The organism is Pseudomonas sp. GW821-FHT09D08 (assembly GCF_059416305.1).
Genome location: NZ_JBWKOX010000020.1, coordinates 1 through 15,285, shown reverse-complemented (window position 1 = coordinate 15,285; position 15,285 = coordinate 1). Strand labels below are relative to the sequence as shown.

Below are 15,285 nucleotides of genomic sequence, written 5' to 3'. Positions count from 1 at the left end.
GAAATCACTGAGTAGCCGCTCCCGATGCAGACAAAAGACTGGGTCAGACACGCGCCGCAGACCTCCCCCATAGAGAGACTCGAAGCGTTTTTTGGCACCCATGCGTTCAACACGCACCAGCACGATACCTACGCGATCGGCATCACGCTGCACGGCGCGCACCGCTTCAATTACCGAGGTGAGGCCAAAGTTTGCGCCCCTGGTGAAGTGATGGTAGTGCACCCCGACGAACAGCATGATGGCCGCGCCGGTACCGACGCAGGCTTTCGCTATCAGGGCCTGTACTTGCCGCCCGCGCTGGTACAACAAATCCTCCAGGGCAAACCGTTGCCGTTCCTGAAAACCGCGGTATCCCAGGACCCACGTCTGACGACGACGGTATTCGAACTCTTGCACGCGCAAGACCTCGATCCCATGTCTGAAGAAGATGCACTGCTATCCTTCGTGACCACCCTCGCGGCCGTTACCGGCCAACCCCGCACACCCACGGCCCATCATTTCGAGGCCGCACGCAGGGCGCGGGACTATATTCATGACAACCTGGACCGCCCAATCACCCTTGACGAGCTCGCAGAGTGCGCGGGGCGCGACCGCTGGAGCCTGTCAAAGGATTTTCGGGTGTTCTACGGTACCAGCCCCCATCGCTACATCACCGCACGCCGGCTAAGCCGCGTAAAACTATTGGTACAAGCCGGGCAGACCTTGTCCAAAGCCGCGGTAGATGCGGGCTTCTTCGACCAGAGCCATATGTCCCGGCACTTCACGCGCAGTTTTGGGATTGCCCCTTCCCGTTGGCTTTTCCCAGAGCATGGCGCACCTGCAGAAACTGCTCCATACGACTAACCGCTTCTTTGAGCCTTTCAATACTGGTCGTGTAGGAGAAGCGGATATAGCGCTCCGGTTGATTGATCCCAAAATCCAAACCTGGCCCCGTTGCCACCCCAGCCTCTTCGAGCAGCGTCATGGCGAATGCAAAGCTGTCGGTGGTGAATGCTGAACAGTCGGCATAGATGTAAAACGCGCCTTCCGGCTTGGCCACCACACGAAAGCCCAACCTTGCCAACTCGGCAGAAAGGAAGTCGCGACGGCGCTGGAACTCCATGCGACGCGTCTCCAGCAAGTCGAGGGTTTCGGGTTTAAAGGCTGCCAGCGCCGCGTACTGGGCCGGTGCCGATGGCGACAGGAACAGGTTTTGCGCGAGCTTTTCGATGTGCCGTGTATAGCCTTCGGGTACCACCAGCCAGCCCAGGCGCCAGCCGGTCATCTGGAAGTATTTGGAGAAGCTTTGCACGATCCAGACGCCCTCGCAGCACTGCAGTGCGGTGGTGGACTCCTGGTCGTAGGTGAGGCCCTGGTAGATCTCATCGAGAATAAAATGTCCGCCCTTGGCGCGGATAAACTCTGCGAACGTACGGACCTGTTCGAGGCTGAGCATGGTGCCCGTAGGGTTGGCCGGTGAGGCAAACAGCGCGCCGGCGGTCGAATCATTCCAATGGGCTTCAAGGTCAGCCAGGGTGGGCTGGAAGTTATGCGCTTCGCCCACCGGAATCGAGGTAGGCACGCCCTCAAAGATGCGCACGAAATTGCGGTTGCACGGGTATCCAGGATCGGTCAGCAACCATTCCTTGCCCGGTTCGGCCAGGCAGGCCAGTGCGAGTAACAGCCCACCCGAAGCGCCCGCCGTCACCACGATGCGTGCCGCCGGCACCGTGACGCCATAGCGCCGCAAGTAGTAATCGGCGATCGCCTGCCGCAGCTCGGGAATCCCCAGCGCTGGGGTGTAGGTGGTCTTGCCGTTGGCCAGGGCCGCTTGGCCGGCAGCAATGATAGCGGGTGGGGTCGGGAAGTCGGGCTCGCCGACCTCCATGTGCACAATGTCGCGCCCTTCCGCCTCCAGCCGCTTGGCGCGGGTCAGGATATCAATCACATGAAACGGCGCGACATCGTCCATACGGGCGGCGATAACGGGCGGTTTGATCAGTGAGTTCATGGTTTTATCCTCCATTGATAATCGGTGCGACCTGGGTGACTCAAGCCACTTTTTTCAGCGCGATCACACGACCGCGCAACACATCCAGCAAAACGCTTTCGCGCTGCCTGGCCAACGCCATGGCTTTGGCGCGAACGTGCCCATAACCGCGGATCTGCTCGGGTAGCGAAACCAGCTCCAGCAGCGTGTCGTAATGCGCGCCACCGTCCTCCAGCAGCGGCAATACCTCAGCAATCACCGCCTCGTAGCGTTGGATCAGTGCGCGCTCCTGACGGCGCTCGACGGAGTAGCCGAACACATCCAGCGCAGTCCCCCGTAGCCCACGCAGCTTGGCGAGCAGGCGGAACACCGGCACGATCCAGGGGCCAAATTCGCTTTTCTTCGGCAGTCCGGTATCAGGCGCGCGTTTGGCAAACAGCGGTGGGGCCAGGTTGAACACCAGTTTGTAGTCGCCTTCAAACTGCTGGGAGATGCGGTCAAGGAAACCGCTTTCTACATGCAGGCGTGCGACTTCGTACTCATCCTTGATCGCCAGCAATTTGAAGTAGTACTTGGCAACGGCCTGGGTCAGTTCGCTACGTCCAGTGCCGAGCCGTTGTTCTGCGTTACGTACCTGTTCGACCAAGGCGCTGTAGCGTTGGGCGTAGGCACTGTTCTGATACTCGGTAAGGAACTGCTGACGGACAGCGATCACCTCATCCAGTGTCTTGACGGGCTCCGGTGAAATACGCACACCCTGGCCGGCAGCCTTGGACTCCAGCAATTGCTCGACGGCTTGTGGGTTGACCGCTGCCTGGCGCCCCCAACGGAAGGCTTCTGTGTTCATCTTTTTGGCCGCGCCATTGAGTTCGATGGCCGATTCGATTGAAGTCGCAGAGATAGGAATCAGCCCGCGCTGGTAAGCAAACCCGAGCATGAACATGTTGGCGGCGATGCTATCGCCCAACAGCGCTGTGGCGATGCGACCGCAATCTACGAACTCGGCATGATCCTGGCCCACTGCCTCGACGATATTGCGCCGCAGCGCTTGGGTGGGGTATTGCATATCGGCATTGCGAGTAAAGGCACCCGGCATGGTTTCCTGGGTGTTGGCCAAGACGTAGGTGCTGCCATGGCGCGTTGCCGCGAGGGTCTTGGTGTTGCCCGCCACAATCAGGTCGCAGCCCAGCACCAGGTCGGCGCCACCGGCGGCGATACGGATGGTCTTGATTGACTGCGGGTCGGGGCCGAAGCGCAGATGGCTCCACACCGATCCCCCCTTCTGGGCCAGGCCCGCCATATCGAGCAAGCCACAGCCGCGCCCTTCAAGGTGCGCAGCCATGCCCAAAATGGCGCCAATGGTGACGACCCCAGTGCCGCCCATGCCCGCGACTAAAATGCTGTAGACCCGATCATCGATACTCGGCCGCATCGGTTCCGGCAGCAACGGTACCGCCTGCCCCTGCACGGCCGCCTCCGGCTTGCTCAGGCTGCCGCCAACAACGGTGACAAAGCTTGGGCAGAAGCCGTTGACGCAGGAATAGTCTTTATTGCAGGAAGACTGATCAATCGCACGCTTGCGACCAAACTCGGTTTCCACCGGCTGCACTGACACGCAGTTGGACTTCACGCCACAGTCACCACAGCCTTCACACACCAGGTCGTTGATCACGATGCGTTTGGCCGGGTCGGGGAAAGTACCGCGCTTGCGGCGCCGACGCTTTTCCGCTGCGCAGGTCTGGTCGTAGATCAGCACCGACGTGCCTTGCACCTCGCGGATCTCGCGCTGGACGTTGTCGAGTTCGTCACGGTGATGGAAGGTCACGCCGGCGGGCCAGGCGGTCTCCAGCGGGTATTTGTGGGGCTCATCGCTGACCACCACGATGCGCTTGACCCCTTCGGCACTGACTTGATGAGCGATGGCCGGCACGGTCAATGCGCCATCGTGTTTCTGCCCGCCGGTCATGGCCACGGCGTCGTTGAACAGAATCTTGAAGGTGATGTTGGTGCCGGCGGAAACGGCGGCGCGTATGCCCAGATACCCGGAGTGGAAATAGGTGCCATCGCCGATGTTCTGGAACATGTGCTTGCGCTTGGAAAACGGCGCCTCGCCGACCCACACCATGCCTTCGCCGCCCATGTGGGTGTAGCCCAAGGTGGAGCGGTCCATGGACTGCGCCATCCAGTGGCAGCCAATACCGGCGTAGCCTTTGCTGCCTTCCGGCAGCACCGTGGACGAGCTGTGCGGGCAGCCGCTGCAGAAGTAATAACTGCGTGCCAGCAACTCGGTGTCGCCCTTGACCACTTGGTAGGCACGCAGCTCTTCAATACGCAGACGCAGGCTGGAGTTGCTACCCAGTTCGAGCAGGCGTTCGCCCAGGGCGATAGCGATCTGGTTGGAGTCAAGGGCCATTTCCGACTGGAACAGCGTCTGGCCCCCCTCATCCAGTTTGCCGACAATGACCGGGGCGCCGGCGCGGCCGTAGAACTGCTCCTTGAGCTGGAATTCGAGCAGGCTGCGCTTCTCCTCCACCACCAGGATTTTGTTCAGGCCCTCAGCAAAACGTAGCGCGCCTTTGGGTTCCAGAGGCCAGACCATCCCGACCTTGTAAATGCGCAAGCCCATGACAGCGGCGGCCTGTTCGCTGAGGTTCAGGTCGTCAAGTGCTTGCAGTACATCCAGGTAGCTCTTGCCGTGGGTGATCACGCCAAGCGTAGCGCCAGGGGCATCAATGACTACGCGGTCCAGCGCGTTGTCACGGGCAAAGGCGCGCACCGCATTCAGCTTGTAGCGGTGCAGCCGCGCTTCCTGTGCGTGTGGGGTATCGGGCTGGCGGATATTGAGGCCGTCGGGCGGCAGGGCAAAATCCTGGGGGATTTGGATTTTCACGCGGTTGATGTCGACGTCAATGGTCGCCGTGGCCTCCACGGTGTCCTTGACGCATTTGATGCCGACCCAGCAGCCGCTATAGCGAGACAACGCCCAACCGATCAGGCCGAAGTCGAGGATTTCCTGGACGCCGGACGGGCTGAGTACCGGAATCATGGCGTCGACCATTGCAAATTCGCTCTGGTGGCAGGTACTGGACGATTCGCAGGTATGGTCATCGCCCATCAGCACCAGCACCCCGCCCAACTGCGCGGTGCCCGCGAGGTTCGCATGCCGGAACGCATCACCGGTGCGGTCAACGCCGGGCCCCTTGCCGTACCACATGCCGAACACACCGTCATACTTGCCCTCACCGCTCAGGTGCGCCTGCTGCGCCCCCCAGATGGTGGTGGCCGCCAGATCTTCGTTGATGCCTGGGACAAACAAGGTGTGGTGCTGCTCAAGGTGTTTTTTCGCCTTGCCCAACTGATCATCCAGGCCGCCCAGGGGCGAGCCCCGATAGCCGGAGATGTAGCCAGCCGTGTGATGGCCCGCTTGCTGATCACGTTGACGCTGGGTCATGGACAATCGAACCAGGGCCTGGGTGCCGGTGATGAAAATACGCCCTTGGGTAAGCGTGTATTTATCGTCGAGCTGGACGGTCTTCAGGGTCATCATTCAACTCCACCCCTTGGTTGGGGTATTTATTGTTTTTAGTGATGAGCAGGCGCGACTTGCCCTCACGCGGCTGCATGGAGACGACCGCGCGTATTACGTCTGTCTTGGGGCTAAACGGTATGAGGGCTGGCTAGTCCGGCGAGCGCCACATCGTGTAGAGCACCAGCGTGGAGAACACCCCAATCGCCAGCCCTGCCGCGAGTGAAATCTTGAGCCCCATGACGCCGCCAAAGAAGCCTCCCGTCAGGAGCGCCAGCAGCAGGTAAACACCGTCGCTGCGCTTGCGATGAGGGCGAATGATCAAACTCAGAAAAGGGGTCATAACCTTGCTCCGTCGCGATGACGGCCTGGGTCAGCCGTCATGTGGAGCTGACTTTATCGGCTGGCGCCGGAATTGGATTGTACGTTTGTAGGTCTGCGCCTGGACGCCGATATGCACCGGGTGTGCTACCGGTCCAACCACGAAAGGCACGGTGAAACACCGCCGTGGAATCAAACCCCAAGCCCAAGGCAATCTGCATGATGGAGAGGTCGGTATGAATCAGTTGTTGTACGGCGATGTCCCGGCGCAACGCATCCTTGACCATCTGGTAACTGGTTCCTTCCTCCTTGAGCCGACGCGTCAGCGTGCGGGTCGACAGCAACAGCGCCGAGGCCGCGCCCTGGATGGTGTCAGCCTGTTTGAGATGGGCCAACAGGTATTGCCGCACCTGTTGTGCCACCAGGCGCTCCTTCAACGTGGTGAACAGCCAGTAGCGCGGCGCTTCGCGCAGGAACGGCAGTAACTCGGCCTTGCTGCGGCGAAACTGCATTGCCCCCCACGCGGCATCGAACGACAACGCCGTGCACGGCTGCTCGAAACGGACAGGGCCAGGAAACATATGCATGTATTCCGATGCATACACCGGCGTAGCGAAGGAGAACGCCACGCTGTGCAGCGGAATTTCCTGGCCTACCAACCAGGAGGCCACGCCGTGCACGAGTTTCATCATCAGTTCGTGCCCCCAGCGCTGGGCGTTGGCGGCGGGATCACGGGCCTCCAGCGAGATCACCATCTGGCCGTCGCGCTCGTCGTAGCCAAAACAATAGTCGTCCAGCAATAAATTCCAGAATCGCGTAAAGCGGTACATCGCATTACTCAGTGAACGAGCATCCAGCAGGCTCGCACACAAGTACTTGAGCGTGCCGCTGCGCATGCGCCTGGAAAACTGCCCCATCACTTCATCATCGGTACCCAGCGCAACCTGCTGATACAAACGCACAAACTGGTCGTAAGTCACCCGCGCACCCGGTGCCTCAAGCAAATGTCCGGCAATGCCCGCAGCACCGACGAATCCACGGATATCTGCCTCGCTGCAGATGTTCAACGCCCCTTGCAGCAAGCCTTGAACGAAAGTCATAGGCAAGGTGTTATCCACGGGATGGTCCACCTGCTGCGCTCCTATGCTGACGGCTGATATGGCGTGATATGCAAACTATTCGGCGGATCGGGTTATTTCAAGGGCCCAGGCGCACTGGCTAAGCTAGGCCAAAACCCATACCCAACGCAACCTTGCTCGAATGGCCGCTTGAAAAATGCAGCCATCGCCTGGCCGTTAATGCAAACCTTTCGGAGTCTGAGCCATGCCGTTTGAAACCCTGCTGCTGGAAGTCCATGAGCGCGTCGGTCTGATCACGTTGAACCGCCCCCAATCACTCAATGCCATTAACACCCAGGTGATCACCGAGCTTAACCTGGCCCTGGATCAACTGGAGAACGACCCGGCGGTCGGCTGTATGGTCATCACAGGCTCCATCAAGGCCTTTGCCGCCGGTGCCGATATCAAGGAAATGGCCGAGTTCACCTACCCTCAGGTGTTTCTCGATGATTTCTTCTCGGCCGCCGACCGCATCGCCAGCCGCCGCAAGCCGCTGATCGCTGCCGTGGCCGGCTATGCCCTGGGCGGCGGCTGCGAGCTTGCCGTGATGTGCGATTTCATCTATGCGGCCGACAATGCGCGCTTCGGGTTACCGGAAATAACCTTGGGTGTGTTGCCGGGTATTGGCGGTACACAGCGTCTGACCCGCGCCATCGGCAAAGCCAAGGCAATGGAAATGTGCCTGTCCGGACGCCACATGGGCGCCGAAGAGGCCGAGCGGGCAGGCTTGGTGGCGCGCGTTTTCCCAGTCGACAAGCTGTTGGAGGAAACACTCAGGGCCGCTAGCGCCATCGCCGAAAAATCCCTGCCGGCGGCCATGCTGGTCAAGGAAAGTGTCAACCGTGCTTTCGAGTCGAGCCTCAGTGAGGGCGTGCGCTTCGAGCGCCGCGTGTTCCATTCGATCTTTGCCACCGCCGACCAGAAGGAAGGCATGGCCGCCTTCGTCGAAAAACGTGCGCCCGTGTTCAAACACAGATGACCTGGCCACCGCGGCCCTAGCTGCGACGAACCTCCTTCAACTTTTACCTCTCAATACGGGAGCCTTCCATGGCCCACAAAGATGTGTTTTTCGTTGGCACCGCGCGCACCGCCATCGGCAGTTTTGGCGGCAGCCTGAAAGATGTGCCCCTGGTTGACCTGGCTACCGTCGCCGTCAAAGGCGCCTTGGCCCATGCCGGGATCGATGGCGAGCCTATCGGCCATGTTGTCATGGGCAATGTAGTGCCCACCGAGCCACGTGATGCCTATCTCTCCAGAGTCGCGGCCATCGGTGCCGGGATGCCCCAGGAAACCCCAGCCTTCAACGTCAACCGCCTATGTGGTTCCGGGCTGCAAGCGATAGTGAGTGCCGCACAAGGTATCTTACTGGGGGATTTTGCCCTGGCCGTTGCCGGTGGTGCGGAGTCCATGAGCCGTGGACCGTACCTGCTGCCCAACCTCCGCTGGGGCAGCCGTCTGGGTGATAGCCAGGCCGTGGACTACATGAATGGCATCCTGCATGACCCGTGGAAGCGAACTCACATGGGCGTGACCGCCGAAAATATCGCCAAGCGCTACGGCATCACCCGCGACATGCAGGACCGCCTGGCCCTGCAAAGCCAGGAGCGCGCTGCTCGCGCCATCAGCGAAGGCCGCTTCGAGGCGCAGATCGTTCCGGTCGACGTGCAAATTAAGCGCCAGACGACGCTCTTCGACACAGATGAAAACGTGCGCGTCAACATCGACCTCGAACAGCTGTGTCGGATGCAACCAGTCTTTCAGAAAGACGGAACGGTCACCGCCGGCAACGCATCAAGTCTCAACGATGGCGCAGCCGCGGTGGTGCTGGCAGACGCTGTCGCGATCCAGCAACACAACCTGCCGCCTCTCGCACGCCTGGTCGCGTATGCCCATGCCGGCGTTGACCCGGATTACATGGGCCTTGGCCCGGTGCCGGCGACCCGCCTGGCCCTGAAGCGCGCCGGTTTGAACATCCAGGACATTGATGTAATCGAGTCGAATGAAGCCTTTGCCGCACAGGCCTGTGCCGTGGCGCAGCAACTGGAGTTTGACCCGGACAAGGTCAATATAAATGGTTCGGGCATCTCCCTCGGGCACCCGGTGGGCGCGACCGGCGCAGTGATTGCGATCAAGGCGATCCACGAGTTGCAACGCAGTGGCGGACGCTATGCCCTGGTCACCATGTGCATCGGCGGTGGGCAAGGGATTGCCGCCATTCTTGAGCGGGTATAACCCACCAGTCTGCTTTTGCCCCGCAAAAACCGCCGGCCAGGTTAAACCCACAAACGTCCAAGCCAAACGGCGATGCCTCTGCTTATGCTCTGCCAGACAACAGCGGTATCGCCTCGGTGCGCCAACATGCAGAACGAACAACCGAAACAAGACTGGGTCAAACACGCAACGCCAACCTCAAAAGTGGAGCGTTTTGAAGCCTACTTCGGTTCGCACGCGTTTGATCCGCACCGACACGATACCTATGCCATCGGGCGCACCCTGTCGGGCGTACACCGCTTTCACTATCGGGGTGAATGCAAACTGTGCCTGCCCGGCGAAACCATGATCATCCATCCGGATGAATCCCATGATGGTTGCGCCGGCTCCGACGCCGGCTTCCACTATCGTGGCGTGTATGTGCCGCCGTCTCTGGTTCAAGACATCATCAAGGGCAGCGCCCTGCCCTTTTTCGGCGCCTGTATCACGCAGGATCAGCAACTGGCGATGGCCGCCGACGCACTGCTCAATACACTGGATGCCGACCTAGACTCCATGGCTGAGGATGACGCGCTTTACACGTTCGTTATCACCCTCGCCAGCGTCGCCAACAGCGGCGTTGTCAGCGCGTCCCATCACTTTGCGGCTGCCGCCATCGCACGCGAATACATAGACGACAACCTCGACCAGGCGATCACCCTCGACGACCTCGCCCACTACGCCGGGCGCGACCGCTGGAGCCTATCGAGTGACTTCCGGGAGTTTTTCGGCACCAGCCCCCATCGCTACCTGACGCTACGGCGCCTCGACCGGGTCAAGGCGCTGGTCCAGGCCGGGCAAGGATTGTCGGATGCGTCGGTCGAAGCTGGTTTCTTCGACCAGAGCCATATGACCCGACACTTCAAGAAGGCCTTCGGTCTCTCCCCCACGCGCTGGTGCAGCCCGCGAAAAACCTGAGGTACAGGCGCCGCGCAGGACTGGCGGGTTATGCAAGTTAATCGGCGGATCGGGTTATTTAATCGCCAGTGGAGCACTGGATAAGCTAGCGCCACCTACACCGGACATGACGTCCACGTTACCCCTGCAAGGCAGATTCACCACGCACTTCGCGCGGGGTGAAAACGCTGCGGACCGTAATGCAGCACCCGCTGTGCGCAAGCATGGCAACCCCATAACAAAAAACTCCAGCCAATAACAATCAAGGTATCAAGGAGCTCAACATGTCATTGCACCCTGCCTACCAGGCGTTGCGCAGCAGCCCGCGTTATCGCGAACTGGTCCGGCGCCGCGCTCGCCTGACCTTCACCCTCAGCGCCATTGTGTTAGGGCTCTATTCGCTGTTTGTCGCAGCGGTGTCCTGGTTCCCCCACGTCCTGCTGCATGTGCCTGTGGGCGGTGGCATCACGCTGGGGATCTGGTCGGCACTCATCCTGATTGTCGGCTCCTGGCTATTGACCGGGCTGTACGTATTTCGCGCCAACCACGTATTCGACAAGCTGAACCAGGCGCTGCTGTTGGAGGTGCAACCATGAGGGCTCCTCGCCTATTGTTGGCCACTGGGGTGCTATGCCTGATCAGCTTTGCGACCCTGGCACAAGCCAGCCAAGCTGTGGCGCGCCAACCCAATATGACCGCCATTGCGATTTTCCTGGCCTTCGTTGTCACCACCGTCGGCATCACCTACTGGGCGGCTGGCCGCACGCGCTCAGCAGCGGACTTCTATACGGCCGGAGGCGGCATCAGTGGTGTGCAAAATGGCTTTGCGATTGCCGGGGACTACATGTCCGCCGCCGTGTTGCTGGGCGTATCGAGCATGGTGTTTTCAACCGGGTTCGACGGCATGATCTACTCGGTCAGTGCGATTCTTGGCTGGCCCTTGATCATGTTCCTGATGGCCGAGCGTCTACGCAACCTGGGGCGCTACACCCTGGCCGACATCATCGCCTACCGCCTCGACCCGGTGACCACTCGCTTGTTTTCGGCGTTCAGTTCGTTCGTCATCGTGTGTTTCTACTTGATTGTGCAGATGGTCGGCGCCGGACAATTGATCAACTTGCTGTTCGGCCTTGACTACGAAGTCGCGGTGGTCTGCGTCGGTGTGCTGATGGTGGTGTACGTCACGTTCGGCGGCATGGTGGCGACCACCTGGGTGCAGATCATCAAGGCCGTGCTGCTGCTCAGTGGCGGCATCCTGCTGACAGGGCTGGCCTTCCAGCACTTTGGTTTCAGCATGGAGCGCATGATTGACAGCGCCGTCGCGACCCACCAGAGCGGCCAGCTGATTCTCGGACCATTGAAGATCGCCACGGACCCGGTGTCGATGATTTCCCTGTCCTTGGGGCTGGTGTTCGGCATCGCCGGTTTGCCGCATATCATGATGCGCTTTTTCACCGTGCCGGATGCAAAGGCGGCGCGCAAATCGGTGCTGGTGGCCTATGGTTTGATCGGTCTGTTTTTTATCCTGGTGTGCATCCTCGGCACCGCCGCCATCAGCATCGTCGGTACCGATCCCAGCTACTTCGACCAAGGCGTGATTGGCGGCCCCCTGCTGGGTGGTGTGAACATGGCAATCATGCACCTGGCACAAGCCTTGGGCGGTGACCTGATGTTCGGCTTCCTCGCCGCCGTTGCCTTCGCGACGATCCTGGCCGTGGTGTCGGGCCTGGCGCTTGCCGGCGCGTCCGCGATATCCCATGACCTCTACGCCAACGTGTTGTGCAAGGGCAAAGCCGACAGTGGCAAGGAAATGCGCGTCAGCCGTTGGGCCACCGTGATCCTGGGTGTGCTGGCAGTTGCGCTGGGGATTCTATTCAAGGGTCAGAACGTGGCGTTCCTGGTGGCGCTGGCATTTGGTATTGCGGCCTCGTCGAATTTTCCCATTCTGCTGCTGGCTATGTACTGGAAAGGCCTGACCAGCCGCGGCGCTCTATGGGGCGGGCTGAGCGGTTTGGTCAGCTCACTGGCGCTGGTGCTGCTGTCGCCGGGGGTATGGGTCAAAGTACTGCATCACCCCGAGGCCTTGTTCCCGTACGACTACCCCGCCCTGTTCTCGATGCCGTTGGCCTTCGCCGTCGCGTGGAGCGTTTCCTGCCTGGATCGCAGCCCGAGCACTACGAGCGAACGTGATGCATACGAGCAGCAAAGCGTACGCGCCGAAACCGGCTGGGGAGCTGAGAAAGCCGCACAGCACTGAAAACTTCTAACGGGAGCGTGGCGCAATCGCGTCACGCTCCCTTTTTTTGAGCTATCGAGAGGCCCGACGATGCCTGTTTCTGAACGACGGTCGCATTTCGGCCAGTACCGGCCCCAGGTGCTGGAACTGCTGGCCAGCAAAGGCTTCAGTCAGGTTGGCATGCGTGAACTTGCCTCCTCCCTGGGCCTGTCACCCGGCGCGCTTTACCACCATTACCCCAGTAAGCAGGACTTGTTGTTCGACCTGATTGAAGAGTTATATGAGGAGTTGCTTGCCGCCGTCGCCAGCGTCAGGCGCTTAGCGGTGAAAAAGCCGGAAAAACTCAACCTGTTAATTCAGGTACACCTTCGCCTGCATGCAGAGATGCCCTGGCACTTCCGCCTGGCGGAACGGGACATTGGGTGCTTGACCGAAGAGCAACAGCAGCGTTTGCAAACCCTGCGTGAAGACTACAAAGGCGATCTTTATAGGACCTTGGGCACACCTGCTCAAATATTTGATCCTGAAGCCGAACTCATCGCCAGGCTTATCGCGAACCTACTGCAATTTGCCCCGACCTGGCTGGCAGGCTCAGCGATAGATCAACGCCAGCAACATAAATTTCTGCAGGACTTCCTGATAACGGCCATAAACAAGTTGCAAATACACAAACGTACAACTATCCGTAGATTAGTTTAGAAAATACACAAGTGATTTTTTAAATTCTGGCATTTGTACCTCACCCTACCCTGCGCATAATCCTCTCGATCCAGAACGTATGGCTACATCACCAATACACTTTTCCGTATTTACGGAATCGCTGCCAAAACAATAAAAACAGGAAGAGACAGTGAATATCACAGACACGCGAGTCCGCAGTATCCTGATCGCTGGCGCCTTGTCGCTATCGTCTTACTCCGCCCAGGCCAATTCTTTCTACTCCTTTGGCGACAGCCTCACCGACAATGGTATTTCAGTGCGTGAATTTGGCGCAGCCATCGGTAACGCCCCGGGTCGCTACCCGGGCGCAGATGGGAAATTCACCAATGGCAGCACATGGGCCGAAGTATTACCCGGTCTGTCCGGACTTTCATTCAGCGACACCAATGGCTATGCAATCGGCGGCGCAAAAAGTGGATATAGCGGTTTTGATGACGCCTTGGTGGGAGCACCGACCGGTTTTCTAACCCAAATTGAAAAGTTCCGCAGTGACGTGGTCAGTGGAAAAAAATTCCTCGGCGAAAATGACCTGGTTGGTATCTGGATTGGCACCAACGACATTTTCGATGACGCATCCCTCGCGGCACTGGATACCTACGTCAACAATATAGAAACAGGCATCCGCACACTTCAGGCACTGGGCGCACATAACTTTGTGCTGATTGGTTCTGATGACGTCTCGTTATTGGCAGGCCCTTCGTCCGCGGTAGATCCGGGCCTTGAAGCGCTTTCAAATGCTGGCAAAAACTTCAACCAGAAACTGCTGGCGCTTAATATTTCCAACGTGAACATCTACTATTTCGATGTACTGACCTTATTGAGAAATACGGTCAGCGATCCCGTGAAATATGGTTTCACTCATGTCACCAGCCTGGATAACTGCGAGGCAAACCAATGCGACACGTTGACACTTGCACAACAAAACACTTACTTAATGAAGGACAGCATTCATTACACCGACCGCTTTGAAAGACTTATTGCGAGTTATATCGCCAATATCATCAATGCTCGAAACACGCTCAGCGTGCAATCGACCATGGTCGGTTCAGCAGGCGCCAATTTTCTTCAGCCGCTGATCAGTCGATATGACCTGCGGGGTATCGATCTTCAGGAGCGCGATCAAGCTTCGTCATGGACGGTGTTTATCAACGGTGGCACAGCCCATGGGGCCGATCATTCGCAGATACCGGGGCCTGGGCTCGATCGCGGAAAAAACACCTTGAAGAGCGACACCATCAGTATCGGAGTCGACTACCGACTCTCAAGTGAATGGACGCTCGGAGCAGCTCTTAACTACTCAGATATCGAATCGAGACAAGCAACCAGAGGTGGCAGCAACACCGCATTGCAAATGGGCCAGGCCGCGGTCCTCGCGAGCTTTGCCGCACGAGGAACATTTATCAATATGGGGGTGGCCTATGGCGCAGGCCAGTTCGATATCTCACGGGCCGGCGTGTTCGACAGCCTGTCTGCCTCACCCAATGCCAATGTCTTGAGTGCCACAGTACGTGCAGGCCGGTGGTTTCACTTTGAGTCGGTTGAGTTGGCCCCGGTGATCGGCCTGGATTACTGGCGTAGCAGAATCAGTGGCTACTCCGAGCAAGGCGATTCATTACTGCAAATGGGTGTGCGCGGCCAGCAATACGAACAACTGAATGCCAGCCTGGGTGGGCAGATAGGAAAACGCATCAATAGCCACGGGGCATCCGTAGAGTCACTGCTGCGCCTGACCACAGAGCAAGTCCTGACCGACAGTGATCGAACGCTTGAAAGCTTTCAACGCAACGCGCCCAATTTCAACATCAAAACCCCCGTCAACGGGACGGACGAAAGACCATTCGGGCGCCTGAGCGCGCAAGTCGACATCCATCTTCCTTCAGGATGGGGCATGAACTTGAATGCGATGAGTACCTTTGGCAACCGGCAGGATGATCGCTCGATAATGGCTAGCTTTAGCTACGATCTCTAACGCGGGTCTGGGGCCGTCACCGCCCCAGAAGCCTTCACTCCTAATAGGATATTTTTAGGGATAAAACTTCCGCGAACCAAGAAAATACTTGAATACTTTCAATATATTATGCCGTCATTCGATTCCGGGTTCGGCACCATCTCTAGTTCCACTGACAGCCAGTAAAGTCCATGGAACCCTTTAAAACCCGCCACTTGGCGGTTTTTTTCGTTTATGGCGTTCCGTCGGTTTCTGTCGAGTTCCAGGCTTTTTAGGTATAGCTTTAGAGATACAAGCCAG

The 15,285-nt window shown here is 58.8% G+C and carries 13 protein-coding genes; 8 read left to right on the top strand and 5 right to left on the bottom strand.

Annotation, left to right across the window (positions count from 1 at the left end; all coding sequences use genetic code 11):
- Positions 1 to 24 precede the first annotated feature (24 nt).
- Positions 25 to 843 carry an AraC family transcriptional regulator gene (locus tag AC07OP_RS25770; RefSeq protein ID WP_495102525.1) on the top strand — a complete coding sequence of 273 codons (819 nt, stop codon included), beginning with the start codon at positions 25 to 27 and terminating at the stop codon, positions 841 to 843.
- Here the strand turns inward: AC07OP_RS25770 and AC07OP_RS25765 are convergent.
- From AC07OP_RS25765 to AC07OP_RS25750, 4 genes are all read right to left on the bottom strand, one after another.
- A complete protein-coding gene (locus tag AC07OP_RS25765; protein ID WP_495102524.1) occupies positions 761 to 1,990 on the bottom strand; it encodes a pyridoxal phosphate-dependent aminotransferase in 1,230 nt (409 codons plus the stop codon). The two genes, AC07OP_RS25770 and AC07OP_RS25765, sit on opposite strands and share 83 nt — an antisense overlap.
- A 40-nt stretch (positions 1,991 to 2,030) precedes the next feature.
- On the bottom strand, positions 2,031 to 5,513 hold the full coding sequence (locus tag AC07OP_RS25760) for an indolepyruvate ferredoxin oxidoreductase family protein (RefSeq protein WP_495102523.1): 3,483 nt from the start codon (positions 5,511 to 5,513) through the stop codon (positions 2,031 to 2,033).
- A 133-nt stretch (positions 5,514 to 5,646) separates the two neighbouring features.
- Entirely contained in the window at positions 5,647 to 5,838 is a 192-nt protein-coding gene (locus tag AC07OP_RS25755) for a hypothetical protein (protein ID WP_424082632.1), read from the bottom strand.
- A 37-nt stretch (positions 5,839 to 5,875) separates the two neighbouring features.
- Positions 5,876 to 6,916 (bottom strand): AraC family transcriptional regulator, encoded by a 1,041-nt coding sequence (locus tag AC07OP_RS25750; RefSeq protein WP_495102522.1) that lies wholly within the window; start codon positions 6,914 to 6,916, stop codon positions 5,876 to 5,878.
- A 223-nt stretch (positions 6,917 to 7,139) separates the two neighbouring features.
- Between AC07OP_RS25750 and AC07OP_RS25745 the strand changes: the two genes are divergently transcribed.
- The 7 genes from AC07OP_RS25745 to AC07OP_RS25715 all read left to right on the top strand — a co-directional run bounded on the left by AC07OP_RS25745 (position 7,140) and on the right by AC07OP_RS25715 (position 15,006).
- Positions 7,140 to 7,913, top strand: a complete 774-nt coding sequence (locus tag AC07OP_RS25745) for an enoyl-CoA hydratase (protein WP_424082629.1) — start codon at positions 7,140 to 7,142, stop codon at positions 7,911 to 7,913.
- Between the two features lie 68 nt (positions 7,914 to 7,981).
- The gene (gene bktB / locus AC07OP_RS25740) at positions 7,982 to 9,166 is read left to right on the top strand and encodes a beta-ketothiolase BktB (RefSeq protein ID WP_495102521.1); all 1,185 of its coding nucleotides are present in this window, start codon (positions 7,982 to 7,984) and stop codon (positions 9,164 to 9,166) included.
- A 126-nt stretch (positions 9,167 to 9,292) separates the two neighbouring features.
- Positions 9,293 to 10,102 carry an AraC family transcriptional regulator gene (locus AC07OP_RS25735; protein ID WP_495102520.1) on the top strand — a complete coding sequence of 270 codons (810 nt, stop codon included), beginning with the start codon at positions 9,293 to 9,295 and terminating at the stop codon, positions 10,100 to 10,102.
- A 263-nt stretch (positions 10,103 to 10,365) separates the two neighbouring features.
- A complete protein-coding gene (locus AC07OP_RS25730) occupies positions 10,366 to 10,677 on the top strand; it encodes a DUF485 domain-containing protein (RefSeq protein WP_424082623.1) in 312 nt (103 codons plus the stop codon).
- Positions 10,674 to 12,338 carry a cation/acetate symporter ActP gene (gene actP / locus AC07OP_RS25725; RefSeq protein ID WP_495102519.1) on the top strand — a complete coding sequence of 555 codons (1,665 nt, stop codon included), beginning with the start codon at positions 10,674 to 10,676 and terminating at the stop codon, positions 12,336 to 12,338. The genes AC07OP_RS25730 and actP overlap by 4 nt, the downstream gene beginning before the upstream one ends.
- A 69-nt stretch (positions 12,339 to 12,407) precedes the next feature.
- Complete coding sequence (locus AC07OP_RS25720) at positions 12,408 to 13,016, top strand: TetR/AcrR family transcriptional regulator (RefSeq protein WP_424082619.1); 609 nt, start codon at positions 12,408 to 12,410, stop codon at positions 13,014 to 13,016.
- A 151-nt stretch (positions 13,017 to 13,167) separates the two neighbouring features.
- On the top strand, positions 13,168 to 15,006 hold the full coding sequence (locus AC07OP_RS25715; protein WP_495102518.1) for an autotransporter domain-containing protein: 1,839 nt from the start codon (positions 13,168 to 13,170) through the stop codon (positions 15,004 to 15,006).
- A gap of 98 nt (positions 15,007 to 15,104) precedes the next feature.
- Here the strand turns inward: AC07OP_RS25715 and AC07OP_RS25710 are convergent.
- A partial coding sequence (locus AC07OP_RS25710) for a hypothetical protein (RefSeq protein WP_495109922.1) occupies positions 15,105 to 15,285 on the bottom strand: 181 nt, incomplete at its 5' end.

Excerpts from the sequence above, each read along its gene's own strand:
- AC07OP_RS25770 (WP_495102525.1), top strand. The coding sequence starts at position 25 with ATGCAGACAAAAGACTGGGTCAGACACGCGCCGCAGACCTCCCCCATA.
- AC07OP_RS25765 (WP_495102524.1), bottom strand. The coding sequence starts at position 1,990 with ATGAACTCACTGATCAAACCGCCCGTTATCGCCGCCCGTATGGACGAT.
- AC07OP_RS25760 (WP_495102523.1), bottom strand. The coding sequence starts at position 5,513 with ATGACCCTGAAGACCGTCCAGCTCGACGATAAATACACGCTTACCCAA.
- AC07OP_RS25755 (WP_424082632.1), bottom strand. The coding sequence starts at position 5,838 with ATGACCCCTTTTCTGAGTTTGATCATTCGCCCTCATCGCAAGCGCAGC.
- AC07OP_RS25750 (WP_495102522.1), bottom strand. The coding sequence starts at position 6,916 with ATGACTTTCGTTCAAGGCTTGCTGCAAGGGGCGTTGAACATCTGCAGC.
- AC07OP_RS25745 (WP_424082629.1), top strand. The coding sequence starts at position 7,140 with ATGCCGTTTGAAACCCTGCTGCTGGAAGTCCATGAGCGCGTCGGTCTG.
- bktB (WP_495102521.1), top strand. The coding sequence starts at position 7,982 with ATGGCCCACAAAGATGTGTTTTTCGTTGGCACCGCGCGCACCGCCATC.
- AC07OP_RS25735 (WP_495102520.1), top strand. The coding sequence starts at position 9,293 with ATGCAGAACGAACAACCGAAACAAGACTGGGTCAAACACGCAACGCCA.
- AC07OP_RS25730 (WP_424082623.1), top strand. The coding sequence starts at position 10,366 with ATGTCATTGCACCCTGCCTACCAGGCGTTGCGCAGCAGCCCGCGTTAT.
- actP (WP_495102519.1), top strand. The coding sequence starts at position 10,674 with ATGAGGGCTCCTCGCCTATTGTTGGCCACTGGGGTGCTATGCCTGATC.
- AC07OP_RS25720 (WP_424082619.1), top strand. The coding sequence starts at position 12,408 with ATGCCTGTTTCTGAACGACGGTCGCATTTCGGCCAGTACCGGCCCCAG.